The sequence below is a fragment of the Dysgonomonas hofstadii genome, from assembly GCF_014196915.1.
GTDB lineage: Bacteria > Bacteroidota > Bacteroidia > Bacteroidales > Dysgonomonadaceae > Dysgonomonas > Dysgonomonas hofstadii.
This window is the reverse complement of sequence record NZ_JACIEP010000002.1, coordinates 540,360-564,061: the sequence shown is the minus strand read 5'-3', so window position 1 is coordinate 564,061 and position 23,702 is coordinate 540,360. Positions and strand designations below refer to the sequence as shown.

Below are 23,702 nucleotides of genomic sequence, written 5' to 3'. Positions count from 1 at the left end.
TCTGACATTTTAAAGGGTTAAACTTTTGGTTTTATCTAGCAATACAAACTTAATTGTTTGCCCTTTAACTGTCAGATCAGATCGAAACTATTTCAGTTAACGGGTAGGAGACTCTTCTTACCCGTTTTCTGTTTTTGTAATCGGTACCCCGATTATTTTTTGTATATTTACAATCCGGAATCATTTATACAAACGCAATAGCATCCTTTTAGCTGTACCTGTGTTTGTTTCCGGATATGATTAGTCAATATATCATTGTGAGATATTTTATTTACAGGTAAGATCAGCTTTTTTTAACCCTTATCTGATATGACTTGAATTCTATTCAGGCTTTCCTTTTTGTCTATTTACTGATTATGAATATTCAGCTGATGCCTTCTGTACGCTCGAAAACAACATAAAACAAATTCAATATACCTGCACTTAGAATATAAGCAAGTGCAGCTTAATAATTTAACTGTAAATATGAATAAATCCCGTAATCAATTAAAAACGTACATATTACACAATTATCAATCAATACCTCAGATGGCTGGTATCCCTAAAGAGTTTGTCAGGGATATTGAAATCGTAGGAAGAGTATTACCCTTCAAAACCAATAATTATGTAATAGATGAACTGATAGATTGGGATAATCTCGAAACTGATCCGATATTCACATTAAACTTTCCACGAAGAGGGATGCTTGATAAAAAGCATTATGCGATAGTCGAAAAATTATTGGATGGAAATGCGGAAAAATCTTTTCTTGACGGGAAGATACAGAAAATACGTTTGTCATTGAATCCCAATCCGGCAGGGCAGGAGCATAATGTACCATCTTTAGGAGAGATAAAGTTAAAAGGTATCCAACATAAATATCCTGAAACGGTATTGTTCTTTCCCAGTCAGGGACAAACCTGTCATGCTTATTGCACTTTTTGTTTCCGGTGGCCTCAATTCTCAGGGATGAGCGGATTAAAATTTGCAATGAAAGAAGCAGACTTATTACTTAAGTATCTGCGGGTTCATAAAGAGGTAACAGATGTTCTCTTTACAGGCGGAGATCCGATGGTTATGAATGTAGCCATTCTTAGTAGTTATATTAACCCCTTGTTAACTTCTGATTTTGATCATATCCGTTCTATTCGTATCGGGACAAAGTCATTAGCCTACTGGCCATACAGATATCTTACCGATACAGATAGTGATGATATTATCCGCTTATTTGAAGAAATTAACAAATCGGGAAAGAACCTGTCGATTCAGGCACACTTTAATCATCCGAGAGAGCTGTCGACCGAGGCTGTCAAGCAAGCCATTATGCGTATCCGAAGTACCGGAGCACAAATACGGACTCAGTCTCCACTGCTAAAGCATATCAATGATAAGCCTGAAATATGGGCCCAGATGTGGCGTAAACAAGTCGATTTGGGCTGTATCCCTTATTATATGTTTATCGCACGGGATACCGGCTCAAAGCAATACTTTGAACTTCCGTTGGAGAAATGTTGGAATATCTTTCGAAGGGCATATCAGCAGGTGAGCGGCCTATGCAGGACCGTAAGAGGACCCAGTATGAGTGATCATGCCGGAAAGATACAGGTGCTGGGTGTGCAGGACATTAAAGGAGAAAAGATATTTATACTTCGTTTTATTCAGGGACGTAACCCCAAGTGGGTCGATATTCCTTTTTTTGCTGAATATGATCCCAAAGCCACTTGGTTCAATCAGCTTAAACCGGCATTCGGAGAAGAAAGATTCTTCTTTGAAGAAGACCGTTATAAACTTATCGATACAAAACCTTTCTTGTTTGAATAATGAAGAAAATTATGCCAGGAGATTCTCTCTTTTGGGCTTTCAATTCTTTCTTTTATATAAAGAAGATATGGCCTGTAAACTATAAGTGCTTTCTTTGAAGCTGTATTATTTTTTCTTTTATGCTATAAATATTTATAGCATATACTGAGTCCAATGGTGTTATTTCACAGCAGGTTGTACCCATTTGAAAATATAAGAATCGACTGGAATAACCAACCGCTCTGATATTTTAGACATACGCACAGGAAGCTTCATCAGAAAATCGCGGGCACGTTCTGCTTCGTCTGTTAATCCCGTAATTTTGTCTATCTGCCATTTATCTATCAGTTTTTGCATAATATCCACATAATCAGTGGCAGTATATACCCCGATGCGCTGTGCAGCATTTGAAAACTGTTCGAAGGCTGTGCTTATTTTCTCTTTCGATTCTCTCAGGAAGTGAGCAGGCATAACTATCTTTTGTTTCATCATATACTGGAACGCGAGCATCATTTCACTGGGGTCTACCTCAAATATGCGCCTCACAAATTCGCTGTAAGCATGGTGATGCCTCATTTCGTCACTTGCGATACGTTTACACATTCTCGACAATTTTTCATTACTCATTTTTTTAGCCATTTCTGCTACACGATTGTGCGAAATGAAAGTTGCCAATTCCTGAAAACTGGTATATATAAAGTTTTTGTACGGGTCTCTTCCCGTACCAATATCAAAACCGTCATTGATGAGATGTTGCGTGGTTTGCTCAATCTCTCTCATATTCACTCTGCCGGATAAATAAAGATATTTGTTTAATAAATCGCCGTGACGGTTTTCCTCACCCGTCCAGTGCCTGATCCACTTTGACCATCCGTTGCGCTTTTCGCTGTCGACATTTTCTATACCTTCTACGTCCATTAGCCACGATTCATAAGTGGGCAAAGCCTCTTCGGTGATGGTGTCCCCGACCAATACGACCCAGAAGTCGTAAGGGAGCTCTTTCGCCAGTTCGCGTAATTCTTTTACATCTTCAAAGAAAGTTTCTTTCTCTGAGTTAGGAAGATAATCAGTAGGTTGCCATATTTTTTCAACAGGAACCAGAAACTGGGTAATGAAATTATCTACATTCTTTTCTAAGAAGTGCATGACTTCTAGACGGATATTTGTAATTGACATTGTACTATATTAATTAATGCCTTCTACCACTGATCTTTTCTTCTTCTCAGAAACTTTCGAGAAAGGTAATCTTTTACAGTAAAAGGCTGGTGTGTTGTAATATTGTAAAGGTAAAATTATTTTCAAGCACTAATAGTAAATTGCTTTATTTTGTCATTTTCTACAAGTTATTAATAGTTAAACACCTATTATGTAAGCAGCTGAAATGAATTACCATGAATTTTATTTTACTTGTTTCTTTATGAAAGATTTATAGTGAATTACTCTGTTGAATAAGATTATAAACTATTTGTACTTCAATCTGAAATTGATAAATATAGTCAGCTAATTTAATTATATTCAGATAATTAGTGGCTGTGTTAAGTATCTATTATAGTGGTAATATTTTGTTCGAAACAAATGAAAAAATATCATTTTTAGAATTATGTTGATAGGCGGATCAATTTTAGAGAAATATTTCTAAGCTAATGTCGTAGTATATTCTGAATAAAATATTTGTCCATTTTCCGGAACATATACACAAGTAGGAGACTCAGTAGAAAAGATTTTGACAGGTTTCCCTTTGCGTACACATAGGCGTTGTGATATGTGTTTTGTCAAATTCGTAATGTCTGATATAAGAATACATACCGAATTTGTATCGGTTATTTCATATTCTCTCTCATTTCTTATAGCAATCGTTATAAAGTATATAGTACCAAAGTTATTTGATTTCCTGAATATTTTTAATCTACATATAACTGATTTATCTGATTGCATTAGTATGTATAGACATTGGCCATCTTTTGTGTAACAGAATAGGTCTATCAAATTTCTCACTGATATCTCGTCTTTTTCGCTCCTCAGAATATTTTGACAGATGAAAAAAAACTGAAATCTGCTCTATTGCTTTTTATTTATTCCAATATCATCACCAATAATTCACCATCAGATAAACCATCATGTAAAGAATTCAATTTGTCCTGTTGTTCCGAAGAATAGTTCTTAAAATTCTTGTTGACAATCATGTTTTTCAACTGAGACTTGGTATAGCTGGTATAAAGTCTCTTTCCCAATTGTTGAGTTGTATTAGCCAATAAGGGTATCGCCCCATCTATATTGCAACCAAAAGTGTATTCTTCAGGATAAAGTGATTTGCTCTCTTTCATATACAACTTACCTTCCTTCTTGTAATAATAATAGTACCTGAACTTTACTTTCCCGTCTCTTCTATTATTCTGAAAGTCTTGATCTACAGTAGACAAAATAAATATAAAGTCATCAGTTTCCAGCCATCTTTTGATGATAAGCTTATTTTCTTTATTCTCGGAACTAGCATCTTGGTTAGATAATTTCATAGCACCAGAATTTAGTACATAGACAGCTTCCAGAGTATTTTCGTCTTTTATCCTATAGATAGTATCATTGTACGCCTGACGTGTAGTCAATACATTGTTGTAGTAAGTAAAAGTATGATATTCGGGACTATATCTTCGCCCTTTTGTTGTAGCCCCGGGATTGTAGTTGCGGAAGGACGTGGGTTTGAGTAAATTGTTCTGTTTGGAATATGAAATCAAATTGAGATAATTGTCCCCATCTTTGAAACTGATACTACCATTGTATGCCAGAAATAAATTATCATTAATTATAAATGCAGGTGACATGTAACTAAAAGCCATTATACCTTCTTGTCTCTCTATATTATATATATGAGTATGATAAAGTGTGTCCTCCCTTACGCTGATAAGTGCTCTATTGCCCCATATCGAAAAATTTCTGATTTCAGTTCTCACATCGTTGGTATAATAGGTTATAGTGTTTGTCCCGCTGTCATATTGAGGCAACTGATCCCATGATGCCAGCGTATATAAAAATTCACCAGTATTGTTATATACATGATAGCCCAGATAATTATCTCCTGCCACAATATTGTTCTCGGTAAGATAAACTTTCGAATTGAACCCTCCCATAGAAGTGACACTCTCTCCTTTTTCGTGTTTAGTATATCTTTTAATGTCGGCATTGCCTAAAAACCCTAAACCTTTATCTGTCAAATGATGTTGTAATTTTACATAGTTTACTTTAGTGTAAAACTCATCTAAATTTGTTTCTTTTTCTTCCAGATTTTGTTGTGCTAAATTTAGTTTAACGAGGTCCTGGCTTACTATTCGTTTCCCAATTTTAGGCTTTTCTACTTTACTAAAACTTGTTTCCTCTGTAGCATTGTATACCACCCTGGAGTGTTGCATAGAATCTCGGGGAGCAATTGTGGCTTCATCAACTTTTTCTGCCTCTAATGTTTGTTTCTTTCCTCCACCACAGGCTATCAGGAAAGCTGGCAGAAGGATTATTATCCATAATTCTTTACTCTTTTTCATAATTCGTTATTTTTATTCATTTCGCAATGACTCAACCGGGCGTTGACCTGCTGTATATATAATTTGCATACCAATTATCAGGCAAGTCAGTAGTATTAACAAGACTGGTACAGCCGCAAATATCCACCAGCTAAGTGTTGCACGGTAGGCGTATCCTTCAAGCCAGTTGTGCATTAGAATATAACAGATAGGTATGACAAGTGCAGAAGCTATTGCTGCTGTTTTTACAATATCTTTCCAGAAAAGGAGAATAATATCGTGCGTTTTGGCTCCATTGATTTTTCGGATGGCTATTTCTTTGCTTCGCTTCTCTATCATAAATGATACCATACTGACAACACCCATCAATGACAAGAAAAGAGAAATAATGGAAAAAATGGATAATACCCTTGCCGAACGTATCTCATCTTCGTACATCTTGTTATAATCATCATCGACAGTGTTATACACTATTGGACGGTTTGCCCAATCGGGTTTCATCTCTTTATATTTTTTGAGTATATAGTCCAATGTAGCCTGTTTGTCTTTTCCTGTTGTTTTGATATACATATATATTTGATTCTCAGGATTGAAGCACATAATAAAAGGTGATATTTTTTCTTTTAGTGGTTTAAAGTTAAAGTCCTTTACTACCCCAATTATTTTACCCGCTCCTACTGTCACTCCTATTGGGTTGTCGACTTCCATTAGTCGTACAAAAGCTTCGTTGACAACAATGTTTTGGGACTCATTCTCAGGGTCTGGTTGTCCAAACCAGGGCAGGTTGGGCTTAATAAATTCGCCTTGTATCAGCTCCAGTCCAAATGTGCTCGCATAATGACTATCACAAAATACTCGGGTAAAACTCACATTGCTCATATCCTTATTGTTGCCTTCCCATGTTTGTCCTGTGTATGACCATTGTGCATTGTATGGCGGGCAGTTTGCCATAGAGGCATCAATGATATTCGGATTTTCTTGTTTAATGATTTTAATAAAATTTTCGGACTCATACCACAGACTGGTGTCCAACACAAGAATATTTTTCCGGTTCATTCCCGTGCTTTCATTGAATATAGTATCAATCTGTTTGTAAATAAATACAGTGCAGATAAGAATACCTACAGAAAGGAAAAACTGTACTCCCAGAAGCCCTTTTCGCAAACGTTCTTTAGAGTCTGTTTTTGCTCCGCCCTTCAAGATAATTGCGGGCTTAAACGAAGAAAGATAGAAAGCGGCATATCCTCCCGAAAGACCTGATATTGCGATACATAGTATGGCTGCTATGCCTATTGTTTGCCAATCGAATAGCAGATCGACCTTGTTGCCCATCAATTCACTAAATTGCGGGAAAATATATTTGGTAAAAGTAAAAGACAGTATAATTCCTATTGCAGTAATAATAAATGACTCGAAGAGAAAGCGCTCAATCAATTCTTTTCGTTTAGCTCCTGTCACCTTACGCACTCCCACTTCCTTCATCCGGCTCATGGCACGGGCTATAGATGTGTTGACATAGTTGATAACCGCCATCAGTAAGATAAGCAATACAGCTACAGAAAAATAAATAATTTGAGTATAATTACCATATTTAAATTTTATTCCATAACTATCTTTCCCTTTTATGTCAGCCTGAGTGTGTAAGTGAACATCACTTAGTTTCTGTACTGTTATCGTCTTTTGTGTCTCTTGTCCTGTGGTTAAAAGTCGCGAAAGCTGCTCTTGCAGACTCGCTGTCATTTGTTCATTTTCACGGAGCATGATAAACTGCATTCCCGAATCCATTCCTCTTTCTGAGGACATAAGTACATCGAATTGTAAGTTTGTGTTTTCAGGCAATTTCACTACAGCTTCTACTGTCAATATATTTCTATAATATTTGAGTTTCTTTCCTATCGGAGATTCTTTTCCAAAGAATAATTTGCTGCCTTCTTCTGTCAATATTACACTTCCCTTATTATTGAATACCGCTTGTGGAGAACCTTCAATATATTCCAAAGCAAACATTCGCAAGAAATCGTAATTGGAAGCAGCCACATTAGCCAATATGCCATCTCCGGTATTGCCATCTACTGTCAACTGTGTATGATAGTTAACAAAAAAGGTAGCACTTTCAATTTGTGGATAGCTGTCCTTCAACTTTTGGGATTGATCTCGCATACGATCACTGTAATATATCCCGTCTTTCCTTTCTTCCTCTATAATGAGCTTGTATATTCGGTCTCTATTCGGATAAATATCTTCGAAGCTGGTTTCGAATTTAATCCAAAATATCAACAGGAAACTGCACGTAATGGCAACCGCTAATCCCACAATATTGATAACGGCAAAAGCCTTATCTTTGTACAATCCCCGGAGGGCTATTTTTAAATAATGTTTCAGCATAGTTTTACTCTTTAATTGATCAGGCTATTTCTCCTCCATTACTATTTGTCCGTCAAATAGTCGGATAATTCTGGCTGCATAGTCGGCATCGTGCTGGCTGTGCGTCACCATTACGATAGTCGTTCCACTGTTGTTTAGTTCCGTGAGTAGGTTCATTACTTCCTCTCCATTCTTCGAATCCAAGTTACCCGTAGGCTCGTCGGCAAGAATCAGTTTGGGGTTGGCTACTACTGCACGGGCTATGGCTACACGCTGTTGCTGACCGCCCGATAGTTGTTGCGGAAAATGCTTTTCGCGATGTGTGATTCCCATTCTGTCCATAGCTTCGTTAACTTGCTTTTTACGTTCTGCTGATGAAAGTCCCATATAAAGTAGTGGAAGTTCTATATTTTCGAAGACAGTCAATTCGTCGATCAAATTGAAACTTTGGAATACAAATCCAATTAGTCCCTTGCGTACATCAGTAAGTTGCGATTCACTGAAATTACTTATATCCTTTTCATTCAAAATATATTTGCCTCCAGTAGGATTATCCAGTAATCCGAAAATATTTAACAAAGTCGATTTTCCGCAACCCGAAGGCCCCATTATGGCAACAAATTCGCCTTCTTTTATTTCAATATTTATATCGCGCAGCGCCCATGTTTCCACATCTTCTGTGCGGAATACTTTTTTTAGGTTTTCTGTCTTAATCATAGCCTTCATATTTTTGTTTTTATTTCTTTTTATTGTAGTGGAAAAAGAACTAGTGTAAAATTGAAATTTTTCTTATATTACATTTTAGTTTAATATCAATTCTTGCACATCTCCAAAATTATCGTATCCTGAGACAATGACTTTGTCTCCTTCTTCGAGCCCTTCCAACACCTCGTATTGTAATGGATTTTGCCTTCCAACTACAATAGCAGCTTTGGTAGCCTTGTCTTCATTTTTGTTTAGTTTGAATATCCATTGCCCACCCGTGGATTGGTAGAAATTACCTTTGTTGATAACTAGCGCGTTTTCGGGCTGGCCCATTTCTATTTGAATGCGATAGGTTTTTCCTATGCGAATATTGTCGGGCACTTTGTCTGTAAAGAGTAAGTCGATCTCAAAATTTCGGTCTTTTACTTCAGGATTGATTTTGGATATCACCATATTGTACTTTTCATTATTGTAAATAATGCTTGCAGGGAGTCCCAGCGAAATGCGATCTATATAATATTCGCTGACACTGGTCATAATCTTCATGTTAGACATATCTTTCAGCTCTCCAATATTTGTTCCGGCATTGACGCGTTCGCCAAGTATTACACTGAGAAAACTCAATTGTCCGTCAATTGGTGCTCGCACAATCAGTTCGCCCAATCTTTCCCTACTATGCAAGTATTTTTTTTCTTCACGTTCCATATCTGCTTTCAACAGATCTTTTTGATAGATGTTTTTCACAGAGTCTTGCTGTAATTCTTGCAAAAGAAGTTTTGCATTCTTCTGATTATAACTATATTCATTGGTAGATATATCCAGTTGAGCCTTACTTTTTATTCCTATGGCATATTCTTCTTTATCCAATTCGTGCTGCTTGCTCAACCGGTTCAGATCATAAACTGTTTTCATTGTGTTACGTTTCAGTTCTGATGTTTTCTGTTCCATCTGCAAAAGTTTTTCGCGGTATAAGATTCGTTGTTTTTCAAGGTCGTTGTATTCGTTTTCTATTATTTTATTCAATTCCAGATTTATTAGTATTAAGATTGTATCTCCTTTCCTTAGCATATTGCCTTCATCCGCCACAATACGATCTACTAGCCCTGACTCCATACTGTTGAGTTTGACGGTCAGCTTAGGCTGGGCTATACCTTCCAGATCGAGATATTCAAGAAATTTATCGTTCTTTGCTTCCGATATCAATAAATTGTCTTTACTTTGGCGCTGTCTTGATGGTCCTGTGGAAATAATCAATAGGTATATTAAGAGTCCCAATAAGGCAACTCCTCCTAAAATATAAAACTTATATCGTATCAAAAAAGGTTTCTTATCTATTTTTATATCCATTGTCTTATCTTATCAAAGCGTTATAATCTTCAGTTAGTTGAATGTTTTTTTCAAAATCGAATAATGTTATACTTCTTATTGTATAATATAATTGCCAATAGTTGTATAAAGTATTGATATAATTTTTTCGTGCCGAATTTTGCTCGGTAATAGCCGCATTCATATCTAAGATAGTGGAACGTCCGAGTATATAAAGTTTGCGGGCTATGTCGTTTCTTCTGCTTGCTGTATAATCTGTTTTCACAGCTACTCTTACGCGCGATACCTGTAAATTAAACTGTTTGACCAATTTATTTACATTCAGTTCAAAATTTGTTCTGTCCTGATCGACTTGTGTATATACCATATCTCGGTTCGATTTGGCTACACTTATTCTACCTTTCCCTCTTCCCCAGTCCAATATCGGGATTCTGATTCCCAGTTCGACATACTGATGGTTTTGAGGGTCTTTGTACACCCTATTGAATCTGTCGCCCGTTTGGGTTAATCCCAATTGAGCATATATGTCAGCCTTCAATCCGGCTTGTGATTTAGCATAGGCTACATTGCTTTCGCTTTCTCGTTTCCGACGCTCCATACTTACAATGTCGGAACTGTTATTTACCGCTTTGAGAAGAGCATCTTCAGGGTTTATCGCTATTTCGGGTATTTGATGCGTTATGTCTGTTTTTATAACTACTTCATCTGTTATGCCTAAATATGTTCGAAGTTCTTCCATACAATCATCGACTTCTAACTGTGCATTAAACATATTGCTTTCTTCTGTCAAGCGGTTGATTTCCAGTTGTAGCATTTCATTCTCGGTTATAGTACCGATGTTGTATCTTCCTTTGGCAAAGGTGTATAGGGTATCGGCATTAGCAAAATTGACATGTGCTATTTCGAGATTAGATTGCGATCTTGCTAAATTAAAAAACTTCGTTACAGTATTTACTGATACCAGTTCGAGGGTTTCTACATATTCTTTCTTAGCCTCTTCGAAGCGCAGAGGTTCTATTTTCCTGTCCCATTTCAGCGAGTTGTACCCAAAAACAGACTGCTGCAAAATAATATTGACAGGATTAGTCTTGTAAGTATGATATTTTTGAGAGCCTAGTATATCGAGCCGCTGCAAGCTTGTGTTTACAGAAATGCTTCCTCCTGTCCAAGGTATATTTTGAGTGATAGACAGATTACCGTCTGTTCTCAGTTGCTTCTGCCTGATGTATTTAGATGTTCCGTCCTCCATCGTTACAATATTGATTTGATTATTATAATATGGGATAGACGAAAAGCTTAGTGTTGGTTTGAAGTTCGCTTTATAATAACAATAGTTCCAATAAGATGATCGAAAACTATGACGGGCCACTAACACATCGGGCGATTGTGTACGGGCAATTCTAATTGCTTGCAATACATCTAATTGTAAGGTGTCGTTGCTCAATTCTTCTCCGTCGATGGATAACGAAAAAGAAATTGAAAATAATATATAACAGATAGTTTTCTTCATATAGCATCTGATTATAAAAAAAATATTCAACTATTATGCCACAACTGTAATTTCCTATATATTAATTAAATACAAATTGTGGATACCTTTGTGTACGTGCATTATCACACAAAATAAGTTCGAAAACGCACTTTTATATTCTGTTTTATTCTATACCTTAGCGGTAGTTAATCTCAACAATAAGACATTTAATGGAAAAAAAAGGGAGAATCCTGATTATAGACGATAATGAAGATATTTTGTTTGCTCTGAATACGCTTCTGCATAATCATGTCGAAAAAATAAAAGTAAGTACCAAGCCCGAAAATATATTACATTTTATGTCTGACCTAAAGCCTGATATCATTATTCTGGATATGAACTTCGGCAAAGATGTATCGAGTGGTAAAGAGGGCTTCATGTGGTTGGATAAGATACTGAAAATCGACCCTAAAGCGATAGTTGTTCTAATGACAGCCTATGCAGATACAGTAAAGGCTGTGAAGGCTATAAAAATGGGAGCTACAGATTTTATTGCTAAACCGTGGGAGAACGATAAGCTATTGGCTACGATTTTTTCGGCATTGAAGATAAAGGAGACCCAAAATGAAGTTATAAGTTTGGAGAAACGTTTAAATGCTGTAACATCAGAGTCTGCTGTTGAGATTATTGGCGAGTGTGAGCAAATGCAAGAGGTTTTTAGTGTAATAGAAAAAATGTCTGAAACGGAAGCAAATATTCTGCTACTTGGCGAAAATGGAACAGGAAAAGATTTGATAGCTCGCACTATACACAACAATTCACCTCGTGCAGACAAAGTTTTTATTCCTATCGATCTGGGAAGTATATCCGAATCTCTTTTCGAAAGCGAATTGTTTGGGTATGAGAAAGGTGCATTTACAGATGCTAAAAAAGAAAAACAAGGACGGATTGAAGTTGCTTCGGACGGGACACTTTTTTTAGATGAGATAGCGAACCTACTACCCGCAATGCAGTCTAAACTATTGACTACGATAGAAAAAAAGCAGATAATTCGTTTGGGTTCAGTGAATACGATACCTATCGATGTTCGCTTTATTACTGCTACCAATGCTGATATTTACTCATTAGTTGAAAAAGGTGATTTTCGGCAAGACCTGTTGTATCGTATTAATACCATAGAAATAAACTTACCTCCTCTGCGTGAGCGTGGAAATGACATAATTCTTCTTACTGAATACTTCTTATCCAAATTCAACCTGAAGTATAAAAAAGATATAAGTACAATTTCGAATGAAACTAAAAAACTTCTACTTAACTATTCTTGGCCGGGAAATGTTCGGGAACTTCAGAATGTAGTAGAGCGTGCAGTTATTCTTTCTTCGAAAAAAGTATTATATCCCGAAGATTTGAATATAAATAATAGAAAGGTAGTGAAGGCAAAAAAGGATGAAATCTTTAATCTTGAAGAACTTGAATATACAACTATCAACAGAGCGCTGGAAGTGAGCGAGGGGAATATGAGTAAAGCTGCCGATCTTCTCGGGATCAGTCGGTTTGCATTGTACAGAAAATTGAATAAACAATGAATAAATTGTCGAATAAAATAATACGGTTAATAACTTTAATAGTTTTTTGGGCAGTTACAGGAGCTTTTCTTGTTGTATCTAGACATTATCTGCCGGCTGCGTTCTGTTTGATGCCGTTGATTTTAGTTAGTTATAAATTGTATAGATTAAATTTACGGACAACAAATCAATTCAAACAGTTTGCAGACTCCATTCAGTTCTCGGAGAGTAATATTTCTTTTTCCAATACTGTTTGCGATGATACCTATCGTGCTTATTATAACTCGCTGGAGCGAGCCTTGAATAAGATAAACCTCCAAACACAAAAACGAGAAGCTGATATTAGTTTTTACAATATATTACTCAATAGAATAGACTTCGCACTCATAATAGTTGATAGAGCCGGTAATATTGTATGGATCAACAAACCGGCACTTGATATGCTGGGACGACCTAAACCTGTGGATTTGGAAGCTATTAAGAAAGGGGCGGATGAGTTGAAAAAAGTATTTGAATCGCTGCAACCCAAAATCTCGAAAACATTGAGGTTGGAAACAGAAGGCAAAATAAGAAATCTGATAGTTAATCTTTCAACCATAAGTATAAGAGGAGAAGAGTTTAATATTTATAGTCTAAAAGACGTCCAAATGATAGTGGATAAAACAGAAGATATAGCATGGCAGCAACTAATACAGGTGCTGACTCACGAAATAATGAATTCTCTGACTCCGATAATTTCATTGTCTGAGAGTTTATCCAAAGATCGAAGTGATACTGAATTGTTAAGTAAAGCAATGGAAACAATTCATCGACGCAGTAAGGGATTGGTCTCATTTATTAATAATTACAAGCAGCTGACGCAAATTTCTGTTCCGCAATACACACATATAAAAATAAAAGCTTTGGTAGATGATATAACGAGACTGATGAAAGGGCATGGGATAGAACTTCAAACATTGATAACATCGGATAGCCTAACCTTATATGCTGACAGAGCTCAAATAGAGCAGGTGCTGATTAACCTAATAAAAAATGCACAGGAATCTTGTTCTGATATTACTAATCCTATGATAAAGCTGACAGTGACAAACGATGCAAACAATCTGATCGTCATGACAGTCTCAGACAACGGATCGGGTATGGAAGCGAATGTATTGCAAAAAATATTTACTCCATTTTACACAACAAAACCTCATGGATCGGGAATTGGCCTAAGTATTTGTCGGCAGATAGTGACTATCCATGGTGGAACACTGGTTGCTTCTTCGAAATTGGGAGAAGGAAGTGTATTTACAATTAGGATATAGATGATAATTAGTGTCAAAATTAGAAGTTATTATTTTGAATAGGTTTACTCCATATATTTGTGATGTTGGGTTATTCGGTGTGAGTAAATATATGTAAACAATAGTCAAAAGAACTGTTACCAAATCGTACCTCTCTAAAAAAATACTTTTTGTAGCTCTTTGGAAAAGAATTCTTAAAGCCTGCCCAACTCCTATCTGAAAAAAATGTAAATTTGTGCTGAATAAGAACCGATCGATATAATATCTGTTTCGATTATTATTAACAGATCTTTTCTTAATAAATATTTTCTAATACAACAAATAACGAATTTTGTTGTTGAAATATTGATTATCGATTAAATAATATTTAGTTATGAAACATTCTTTTTGGTTGTTGCTATTAATGGCAAGTATAATGTTTACAGGCTGTGTAAGCAAGAAGCAGTTTGCTAGTTTAGAAACTGACTACAATCGCTTGCAGACAGAACATAATAGTCTGAAAAGAGATTATCAAGAAAGCCAGTTGCAGTTGACAGAAAGTCGCACCCGTGTTACGAGCCTTGAAGAAAGATTGGCGGAAGCCCGGAAGAATAACGAAGAATTGCGTGCAGCTTATACTGAAATGCAAAATTCATTGAATAAAAGCCTTTCTCAAAACTCTCAGGGTAATGTAAATATTGCGAAACTGGTAGACGAGATCAACGCATCTAACCGGTTCATTCAGCATCTGGTACAAGCTAAGAACCGATCTGATTCATTGAATCTTGTGATGATTAATAATCTAACCCGTTCGCTTACCCGGGACGAAATGCAGGATCTGGATATTAAGGTACTAAAGGGGGTGGTATACATCTCTCTTGATGATAAGATGCTGTATCGCTCCGGAAGCTATGAAATAAGCGATAAAGCCGGAGAAATTCTAAGTAAGATTTCTAAAATCATTCTGGATTATAAAGATTATGATGTCCTCGTAGAGGGTAATACAGATACAGATCCGATTTCCCGTCCTAATATCCGTAATAATTGGGATCTGAGTGCTTTGCGGGCATCTTCTGTTGTTCAGGCATTGCAAAACAATTATGGGGTTGACCCTAAACGCCTGACAGCTGCCGGGCGGGGAGAATATAATCCGATTGCAAGCAATAGTAGTGTAGAAGGAAAAGCGCGTAATCGTAGGACACAAATAATCATCACACCGAAACTGGATCAGTTTATGGATCTGATTGAACAGGCTCCCGAAAGTTCGCTTGATAATAAATAGTAATTAATATAAAGTCCGTATATTGTAATAGGATGTCTCAATAAACCGAGACATCCTTTTGCTATATATAATCTGGATGTTGTGATACCGGATGTTTTTCAGTATTCTAATAAGTATTTATAATGTGTGAGTAAAAGCGATGTGTTAGGTTTTAAGAGTTTTAATAATTCTTTCATAAATTACTATTCGAAATTCTGATTTCTGGTTACACTAATGTCACCTCAATCTCTCTTTCTCTCATCATGTCTATAATATGAGCAGGAGCGTTAGTGTCCGTTATGATGTGATGAATTTTGTTTACATCGCATATTTTGCAAAAACCTCTTTTTCCAAATTTTGAAGAATCTGTTAATACAATTATCTTTTGGGCGGCATCTATCATTTGCTGGTTTATTCTGGCTTCACTCATGTCGCTGGTGGTCAGCCCATAGTCCAGATCGATACCATCTACCCCTAGGAATAGCTTATTGCAGGATAGGCTATCGAGAATATTTTCTGCATAATGGCCAATGACTGATACGGAATTTTTCCTCATAATACCTCCCAGTTGTATAATTTCAATATTTGGATTGTAGCATAAAGCCAGGGATACCTTAACTGAAGATGTAATAACTGTAAGATTATCAATTGCATTTATTTCATTGGCAAAAGCAAAGAGCGTAGTCCCTGATGCTATGATGATTTTATCGTTAGGTTCCAATAATATATTCGCGGCCTTTGCAATACGTAATTTTTCTTCCATAAACATCTTTTCTTTTACATCTATATGTTTATCGGAAATAATCGAACTCAGGTTACTGGCACTACCATGACTTCTGTATAGCATTTTTTTGCTTTCAAGTTGTTTCAAATCCTTTCGAATCGTAACCTCGGAAACTCCTAATATCTGGCTCAATTCTTGAACTTTTACATAACCATCCTGCTTGAGCTGTTCCAGAATCAGTTTATGTCTTTTGGCTATATTTCCCATATTAAGGTAATATTTTTAATAGTATTACAAAGTTATAAAAAATATCCGGTTATATTCAGTATTCTCAATACTATTCTATACGATATCCCTAGACATGTTTGTTGCAATATTTAACTAAACCTTTAGTCATATTGATCGTTGTATCAATATGGATTCATAACAAATATTGTTTCGATATGTTTTAAAAAAGTTTCGAAATTATTTGTTTTTGTAAATAAGTGAATTTATATTTGTAGGATATAATAATATTTGTATGGAAAGAAAAGTTTTTTTAGATAACTTGATGGATGCATCTGTGATATGGGACTTTGTTGTCGTGGGAGGTGGTGCTACCGGACTGGGTGTAGCTCTGGATGCAGCCTCGCGTGGATTTAAAGTTGCTCTTCTGGAACAGTCTGATTTTACTAAGGCTACTTCTAGTCGAAGCACGAAGCTCGTTCATGGAGGAGTAAGATATTTGGCTCAGGGAGATGTAAGTCTGGTGGTTGAAGCTCTGCGTGAAAGAGGTCTGATGAAAAAGAATGCACCACATTTAGTAAAAGATCAGCGTTTTATTATAGGTAATTATAAATGGTGGGAAAAGCCTTTTTACACCATTGGATTAATGGTATATGATATTCTTGCAGGCAGAAAGAGTTTAGGCAGGTCTTTGCCTATGAGTAAAAGATCCGTGTTGAAAGAGATTCCTCAAATGGCGGCAAAGGATTTAAGGGGTGGTGTTGTTTACCATGATGGGCAATTTGATGATTCCCGTATGGGAATTAACCTGATGCAGACAGCCGTAGAGCAGGGTGCAACTGTTGTGAATTATGTGAAGGTAGCAGGATTACTGAAGGATGAACAAGGAAAGGTATCCGGCGTGTCTGCATATGATGTAGTGAGTAAGCAGGAATTTACCCTTCGGTCTAAAGCGGTAATTAATGCTACCGGAATCTTTGTCGATGATTTGATGAAGATGGATGCGCCAGAAAAGGAAAATATTGTCAGGCCGAGCCAGGGGGTGCATCTGGTTGTTGACAAATCTTTTTTAGGTGGAGATACAGCTATAATGATTCCAAAAACAAGTGATGGGCGTGTGCTTTTCGGTGTTCCTTGGCACGATAAAGTTGTGCTGGGTACTACAGACACCCCATTGAAAGAGTTCGTGTTGGAGCCTCAGGCGCTGGAAGAAGAGATAGATTTTATATTAAAAACAGCAGGGCAATACCTGGCAAAGCAGCCCAAAAGAGAAGATGTCCTTTCTGTTTTTGCCGGACTTCGTCCTTTGGCTGCACCAAAGAGTAATGCCGATGAGTCGAAAACGAAAGAAATATCAAGAAGCCATAAGATTGTGGTTTCAGACAGTGGTCTGATTACAGTTACCGGAGGGAAATGGACGACTTATCGTGATATGGCCGAGGATGTAGTGAATAGAGCTATCAGAGTTGCACATTTGCCTGATCTTGAATGTAAAACAAGGGGGTTGCGTATACACGGATATAAGGAAAATGTTGATAGATCTAACTTCAATTATGTATATGGTAGCGATATAGAGAAAATACAGGAATTGGCAAGAAGTTTTCCTGAGTTATCTGTAAAATTACATCCCGATTATGATTATATTGCAGCTGAGGTAGTCTGGGCTGTCAGGGAAGAAATGGCTCAGACGGTAGAGGATGTCTTGGCGCGTAGATTTAGAGTTTTGTTTCTTGATGCACGTGCGGCAATAGATATGGCTCCTTTGGTGGCAAAGATTATGGCCGGAGAGATGAACAGGGATGAGGAATGGAGAAATTCCCAGGTTTCAGAATTTGTAGGATTGGCCCAGAACTATTTATTGATACCATATAAGAAGTAATAATAATTGCTTAGATTTATACCTATATAAAAATATCATGGAAAAATACATTTTGTCATTTGATGCAGGGACTACGAGTTCCAGGGCAATAGTCTTCAACCATAAGGGGGAGATATGCTCGGTTGCACAAAAAGAGTTTACCCAGATCTTTCCTCAAAGTGGATGGGTCGAACACGATCCTCATGAGATATGGTCTTCCCAGGCCGCTGTTGCTGCTGAAGCAATAACTAAAATTGGAATTAACGGAACGAATATTGCTGCTATCGGGATTACAAACCAGCGTGAGACTACTATCGTTTGGGATCGCGAAACAGGAGAACCTGTATATAACGCAATTGTATGGCAGGATCGAAGAACCTCAGAATACTGCGATAAGCTAAAGAATGAAGGCCTGTTGTCTTATGTGAAAGAGCGTACAGGGCTGATTATTGATGCTTATTTTAGCGCGACCAAAGTAAAGTGGATACTCGATAATGTTGAGGGAGCAAGGGAAAAAGCTGAAAAAGGCAAACTGGTTTTCGGTACTGTCGATACATGGATCGTATGGCAGTTGACCAGGGGCGAGGTACATGCGACGGATGTAACTAATGCTTCGCGCACCATGCTGTTTAATATCCATACTTTGGAATGGGATAAAGATTTGTTGAAGCTTTTTGATATCCCTGAGAATATGATGCCTGAAGTATGCGCATCCAGTGAATTGTACGGGCATACCAAAACTACGATCTTTGCCTCTAAAGTGCCTATAGGCGGTATTGCAGGAGACCAGCAGGCTGCGTTATTCGGCCAAATGTGTGTTGACCGGGGGATGGTGAAGAATACTTATGGGACAGGTTGTTTTATCCTGATGAATACGGGAGAGGAGCCGGTTGTTTCAAAGAATAACCTTGTAACCACAATTGCCTGGCAGGTAAATGGTAAGACAAGTTATGCCCTGGAAGGGAGTATCTTCGTTGGTGGTGCTATTGTACAATGGTTAAGAGATGGTTTAGGTATTATTAAATCTTCCGAGGATATCGAAGCTTTAGCCACTCAGGTACCTGATAGTGGCGATGTGTATTTTGTTCCGGCTCTTACAGGTTTGGGTGCCCCGTATTGGGATCAGTATGCCCGTGGTACGATTGTTGGTATTTCCCGTGGAACGACTGCCGCTCATATTGCCCGTGCCGCTCTTGAGGGTATTGCTTATCAGACTATGGATGTTATTAATGCTATGATCCTGGATGCAGGTGTCGGCCTGAAGGAACTGAGAGTAGATGGTGGAGCTGCAAAAAATGATTTATTGATGCAGTTTCAGGCGAACGTTTTAGGGCAAACTGTAATCCGCCCTCAGACGACAGAGACAACTGCACTGGGCGCAGCGTATCTGGCTGGACTGGCAGTTGGTTTTTGGGATAATATCGAAGAGGTGAAAAAGCAATGGTATGTAGATTCCCGTTTCGAGCCGGATACTAAGATGGATATGCACATGGTGAAGAAAAAATGGTCTGAGGCTGTGTACCGTTCTCAATCGTGGATAAAGTAACTACAAATAACTCAAACTAAATTAACCTGTCTAAATATTAAGATACCATGGGACAAGACATCTTGTTTGAATTTATAGGCACAGCTATCCTTATACTTTTTGGTGCCGGGGTATGTGCAAATGTTAACCTGAAGAAAACGCTGGGAAATAAATCCGGTTGGGTCGTGATCGCTTTTGGTTGGGGATTTGCGGTATTTGTTGCCGCCTTTATTTCCAGTCCTTATTCAGGAGGTCATTTAAATCCGGCTGTCACTGTAGGTTTGGCTATTGCGGGTACTTTCAAGGGTAGTGTCATTGGGTATATCGTAGCCCAGATGTTAGGAGCTATTGTTGGTGCTGCTATCGTTTATCTGATGTACAAGCCGCATTTCGATGCAGAGGAAAATCCGGATGCCAAACTGGGTACATTCTGTACCGGACCGGCTATTAAAAATTGGTTCTCGAACTTTTTCAGTGAGGTGGTTGGTACCTTTATCCTTGTATTTGGTATTCTTTATGCTGCCGGAGCAGAGATTGCAGGTCCACTTCCCGTGGCGATACTGATCGTTGCTATTGGTATGTCACTCGGTGGGACGACAGGATATGCGATTAATCCAGCCCGTGACCTGGGGCCGCGGATAGCCCATGCTATCTTGCCTATTAAAGGAAAGCGTGATAGTAACTGGGGGTACGCATGGCTTCCTGTTGTAGCTCCGCTTTGCGGAGGAGCTTTGGCTGCTTTGTCGTATCTTGCCTTGAATAATTGAAAGTTACGAACAAAGTTTCGATATTTCTTTCCAAAAGTTATGAAGTGAGATGCGGGTAGAGTCTCTTATCCTGTTAATAAGCAGGTCAAGCACTTTTGTGTCAATGCGAACCGTTGTTAATTTACTGATATTTAATTAGATATACCTGTTCTTGCCTTTTGGATGAAAAAGAAACTTTTTCGAAACAAAATATTTGAAAAGAAACTTTATTTTTCGTATATTTAATGTAGGATGGTAAAATCCGGACTAAATATTTTCTCAAAAGTTTCGGATAGAGTTATTTAACAGTTTTAATAGCTACTCAGATAAACACTATTATTATGACAAAGACTTATACAATAGAAACAACTCGTGAAACTAAAACCGAAGCATGTTATTCTTTCAATATGCAGGATGATGATGTAAAATACAATTCTGCTTATAATGAAATATTGAGAATATTCAGGGAAGCATTCAGTTTAGTGGATATGAGTGTTATCTTGAAAAAGAAATAGAGGTTTCTTTTTCGGGAAGTATAAACAGCTGAGCCATATTTTAGCTGTTGTAAATCTATTGTCAAAGAGCGCTTGATTTATTTATATACGAGGAGTGCTGCATCATAAAAGAGCAGTACTCCTCTTTTATTTTTATAGTGTCACCCCGGTTTTAAAGATAGCTATCTCCTTAAACCCGGTCTCTTCATGTTTCAGGTGTTTGCCATCGCATACTTCAACAGTAAAGTTGATAAAATCATTCAGAACAGTTTTCATGCTCTTGCCTTCCAGTAAGGCTCCCGCATTGAAGTCTATCCAGTTCTGCTTGAAGTTGTATAGCCTCGAATTAGTAGAGATCTTCATCGTAGGAACAAATGCCCCGAAAGGAGTACCCCGTCCGGTTGTAAATAATACGATCTGGCAACCCGACATAGCCAACGCCGAAGCTGCCACCAGGTCATTGCCCGGAGCGTTCAGCAGGTTTAGCCCATGTCTGGTTACAGGTTGTCCGTAATCCAGCACGTCCACCACTTCTGAGTTGCCACCTTTTTGAGTACAGCCCAGCGATTTATCTTCAAGAGTAGTGATACCACCTGCCTTATTTCCCGGAGATGGATTCTCATAAATAGGTTGGTCAAACTTACGGAAGTAATGCTTAAAGTTATTGATCAGCAATACAGTGTCGTCAAAAACTTTTTTGCTTTCGGCTCTGTTCATCAATATGGTTTCAGCCCCGAACATTTCAGGTACTTCGGTCAGGATGCTTGTACCGCCCTGAGCGATCAACCAGTCGGAAAACTGGCCTACCAGCGGATTAGCCGTGATTCCTGAGAACCCGTCGCTGCCACCGCATTTCAAGCCTACTTTCAGTTTCGACAAAGGAAGTGGTTCGCGCTTGTCGTTACGCATATTTTCCACCAGTTCTTTCATCATCTGAAAGCCAGCCTCTATTTCGTCCGGAACATCCTGTGAGATCAAAAACCTGACACGGTTTCCATCCCATTCACCCATTACTTTCTTAAAGTCTTTTTGTTGGTTGTTCTCACAGCCAAGGCTCATAACCAGAACTCCCCCTGCATTCGGATGCTTAGCCAATGCGGCGAGGGCTTTTTGGGTATTGACGTGGTCATCACCGAGTTGCGAACATCCATAATTGTGTGTATATACCCGTATATCGTCTATATGTGAAACATCCAGTTCACTCTTTACCCGGTTGATAATAGCCTGAGCCTGTCCGTTTACGCACCCTACAGTAGGAACGATCCACAATTCGTTGCGGATGCCCATTTCGCCATTATAGCGGAGATATCCGTTTATTTTCAGGTCGCTTTTTTTGATGTCAAGCTTTGGATGTACTGGTATATAGCTGTATTGCAGGTCATCATGCAGGTTTGTTTTCACATTGTGCGTGTGCACATGCTCACCAGCGTGTATATCTGTGGTCGCATGGCCGATCGGATAGCCATACTTGATGACATCCTCATTTTCCTTTATTTCTTTTATGGCAAATTTATGTCCTGTAGGGATATCATTCTTGATAGTTATATCAGTCCCTTCTACATTTAAGACAAGTCCTTGTGGCAGGTCTTCGATTGCGATACAAACATTGTCGGATGGTGCTATCTTTAAGTATTTATTCATTTTTTTATCTCCTTGATAATTTGGTTGATATCTCTTAGTCAATTAACAGCTAACAGCAATCAGTTGTCAAAAACTTTACAAACTTTACACTTTTTTCAGTTTTTAGTCATTAGCCGATAGCTATTAGTTCTTTACTAAAAAGTTACAAAAGTTACACTTTTGCAGTATTTTTTATTGTGTATTCATTTTGTTAAAAACCTGACAAACCTGACACGTTTTCTGTTTTCTCAAAGATCGTCTTTCTAATTATGAATTATAAGCTGTGAGTGTTTAATTTATAATTTATAACTCATAATTCATAATTACTATACATAGATAAAGTTTCCGTAATTAAATCAATTTACTCTTTATGGCTGCAAGTATCTCCATATATTCTTCGTCCGACAGATACACCTTCTGCGGATTCATTGTAAATGTACTCCCAAAATCCGGGCCATTCTCATATTTAGGTGCCAGATGCACATGCAGGTGTGGCAACTTGTCAGAATATGCTCCATAATTGATCTTTACTGGAGAAAAGATATCTTTGAGGGCTTTAGCCACCTTGTTCACATCTTCCATATATGCCAGTAATTCCTCACCGTGAAGTTCGTATAATTCTTTATTGTGATCTTTGTAGGCCACTATACAGCGTCCACGGTAGGTTTGTTCTCTGAACAGGAATACTGTGGAAACCTGTAAAGGGCAGATCTCTATCATCAGGTCTTTCTGAGTCTGGTTTTTGTTGCAGTATAAGCAATCGTTATTTATTGACATAGTTGTAAATGATTTTTGTCATCTTCAACATAGCAAAAGGATTCCATCCTCCCGCTATGTCTTTGATGACAGCCTAATACTAATAACCTATATTTTATGGAGTTACTGATAAACTCCTTTTTATTTAAAGTTGATTCTGGGCGGCAGCTATTATCTTCCATCCGTCCGCAAACTTCTTCCAGGTGCGCAGGAATCTGGATTTCCCTTCTATCTGATGACCTCCGAATATACCTTTCAGATAAAGAGCAGTAGATACAATTGCCGTATCGCCGAATATTTCTATTTTCCGTTCCAGGCAATCCAGTTGCTCTATTTTAGGATTTGCGGCTTTAAAATCATCCAGATCCATCTCTTTAGTCCAGACTTCTCCCGAGGGATGATTGTAAATCACCTCATCATGGATCATCTCTAATAATCCTTTCGAGTCCGAATTTCTGAGAGCCTGCAAAAACTTTTCCTCACATGCTATTATTTCCTGTTCCATT

The 23,702-nt window shown here is 37.8% G+C and carries 18 protein-coding genes; 8 read left to right on the top strand and 10 right to left on the bottom strand.

Features of this window, described 5'->3' with window-relative positions; translation table 11 throughout:
* The first annotated feature begins 465 nt into the window (after positions 1–465).
* Positions 466–1,800: a KamA family radical SAM protein gene (locus GGR21_RS04355; RefSeq protein ID WP_183305944.1), complete on the top strand. Its 1,335-nt coding sequence runs from the start codon at positions 466–468 to the stop codon at positions 1,798–1,800.
* Positions 1,801–1,959: 159 nt separating this feature from the next.
* On the opposite strand, the gene GGR21_RS04350 is transcribed toward GGR21_RS04355, so the two are convergent.
* The 6 genes from GGR21_RS04350 to GGR21_RS04325 form a co-directional block, all read right to left on the bottom strand.
* Positions 1,960–2,955, bottom strand: a complete 996-nt coding sequence (locus GGR21_RS04350) for an acyl-ACP desaturase (protein ID WP_183305943.1) — start codon at positions 2,953–2,955, stop codon at positions 1,960–1,962.
* Between the two features lie 896 nt (positions 2,956–3,851).
* Complete coding sequence (locus GGR21_RS04345; RefSeq protein ID WP_183305942.1) at positions 3,852–5,312, bottom strand: DUF4933 domain-containing protein; 1,461 nt, start codon at positions 5,310–5,312, stop codon at positions 3,852–3,854.
* A 12-nt stretch (positions 5,313–5,324) separates the two neighbouring features.
* Positions 5,325–7,676, bottom strand: coding sequence for an ABC transporter permease (locus tag GGR21_RS04340; RefSeq protein ID WP_183305941.1), 2,352 nt, complete (start codon positions 7,674–7,676; stop codon positions 5,325–5,327).
* 24 nt (positions 7,677–7,700) lie between these two features.
* Entirely contained in the window at positions 7,701–8,372 is a 672-nt protein-coding gene (locus GGR21_RS04335; RefSeq protein ID WP_183305940.1) for an ABC transporter ATP-binding protein, read from the bottom strand.
* A gap of 84 nt (positions 8,373–8,456) precedes the next feature.
* The gene (locus tag GGR21_RS04330) at positions 8,457–9,707 is read right to left on the bottom strand and encodes an efflux RND transporter periplasmic adaptor subunit (RefSeq protein ID WP_183305939.1); all 1,251 of its coding nucleotides are present in this window, start codon (positions 9,705–9,707) and stop codon (positions 8,457–8,459) included.
* Between the two features lie 4 nt (positions 9,708–9,711).
* The gene (locus GGR21_RS04325; RefSeq protein WP_183305938.1) at positions 9,712–11,196 is read right to left on the bottom strand and encodes a TolC family protein; all 1,485 of its coding nucleotides are present in this window, start codon (positions 11,194–11,196) and stop codon (positions 9,712–9,714) included.
* A 191-nt stretch (positions 11,197–11,387) separates the two neighbouring features.
* Between GGR21_RS04325 and GGR21_RS04320 the strand changes: the two genes are divergently transcribed.
* From GGR21_RS04320 to GGR21_RS04310, 3 genes are all read left to right on the top strand, one after another.
* Entirely contained in the window at positions 11,388–12,743 is a 1,356-nt protein-coding gene (locus GGR21_RS04320; protein WP_183305937.1) for a sigma-54-dependent transcriptional regulator, read from the top strand.
* Between the two features lie 137 nt (positions 12,744–12,880).
* A complete protein-coding gene (locus GGR21_RS04315; protein WP_183305936.1) occupies positions 12,881–14,029 on the top strand; it encodes a sensor histidine kinase in 1,149 nt (382 codons plus the stop codon).
* A gap of 352 nt (positions 14,030–14,381) precedes the next feature.
* Positions 14,382–15,269, top strand: a complete 888-nt coding sequence (locus GGR21_RS04310; protein WP_183305935.1) for an OmpA family protein — start codon at positions 14,382–14,384, stop codon at positions 15,267–15,269.
* A 205-nt stretch (positions 15,270–15,474) separates the two neighbouring features.
* On the opposite strand, the gene GGR21_RS04305 is transcribed toward GGR21_RS04310, so the two are convergent.
* Positions 15,475–16,239 carry a DeoR/GlpR family DNA-binding transcription regulator gene (locus GGR21_RS04305; RefSeq protein ID WP_183305934.1) on the bottom strand — a complete coding sequence of 255 codons (765 nt, stop codon included), beginning with the start codon at positions 16,237–16,239 and terminating at the stop codon, positions 15,475–15,477.
* A 253-nt stretch (positions 16,240–16,492) separates the two neighbouring features.
* Between GGR21_RS04305 and GGR21_RS04300 the strand changes: the two genes are divergently transcribed.
* The 4 genes from GGR21_RS04300 (at position 16,493) to GGR21_RS04285 (ending at position 20,841) form a co-directional block, all read left to right on the top strand.
* A complete protein-coding gene (locus tag GGR21_RS04300) occupies positions 16,493–18,076 on the top strand; it encodes a glycerol-3-phosphate dehydrogenase/oxidase (protein ID WP_183305933.1) in 1,584 nt (527 codons plus the stop codon).
* A 37-nt stretch (positions 18,077–18,113) separates the two neighbouring features.
* Entirely contained in the window at positions 18,114–19,601 is a 1,488-nt protein-coding gene (gene glpK / locus GGR21_RS04295; protein WP_183305932.1) for a glycerol kinase GlpK, read from the top strand.
* Positions 19,602–19,648: 47 nt separating this feature from the next.
* Complete coding sequence (locus GGR21_RS04290; protein WP_183305931.1) at positions 19,649–20,347, top strand: MIP/aquaporin family protein; 699 nt, start codon at positions 19,649–19,651, stop codon at positions 20,345–20,347.
* A gap of 320 nt (positions 20,348–20,667) precedes the next feature.
* Positions 20,668–20,841 carry a hypothetical protein gene (locus tag GGR21_RS04285; protein WP_183305930.1) on the top strand — a complete coding sequence of 58 codons (174 nt, stop codon included), beginning with the start codon at positions 20,668–20,670 and terminating at the stop codon, positions 20,839–20,841.
* Between the two features lie 132 nt (positions 20,842–20,973).
* On the opposite strand, the gene GGR21_RS04280 is transcribed toward GGR21_RS04285, so the two are convergent.
* The 3 genes from GGR21_RS04280 to GGR21_RS04270 all read right to left on the bottom strand — a co-directional run bounded on the left by GGR21_RS04280 (position 20,974) and on the right by GGR21_RS04270 (position 23,701).
* Positions 20,974–22,461: a UxaA family hydrolase gene (locus tag GGR21_RS04280; RefSeq protein ID WP_183305929.1), complete on the bottom strand. Its 1,488-nt coding sequence runs from the start codon at positions 22,459–22,461 to the stop codon at positions 20,974–20,976.
* 330 nt (positions 22,462–22,791) lie between these two features.
* Positions 22,792–23,217, bottom strand: coding sequence for an HIT family protein (locus GGR21_RS04275; protein WP_183305928.1), 426 nt, complete (start codon positions 23,215–23,217; stop codon positions 22,792–22,794).
* A gap of 124 nt (positions 23,218–23,341) precedes the next feature.
* Positions 23,342–23,701: a nuclear transport factor 2 family protein gene (locus tag GGR21_RS04270; protein WP_183305927.1), complete on the bottom strand. Its 360-nt coding sequence runs from the start codon at positions 23,699–23,701 to the stop codon at positions 23,342–23,344.
* Position 23,702 lies beyond the last annotated feature (1 nt).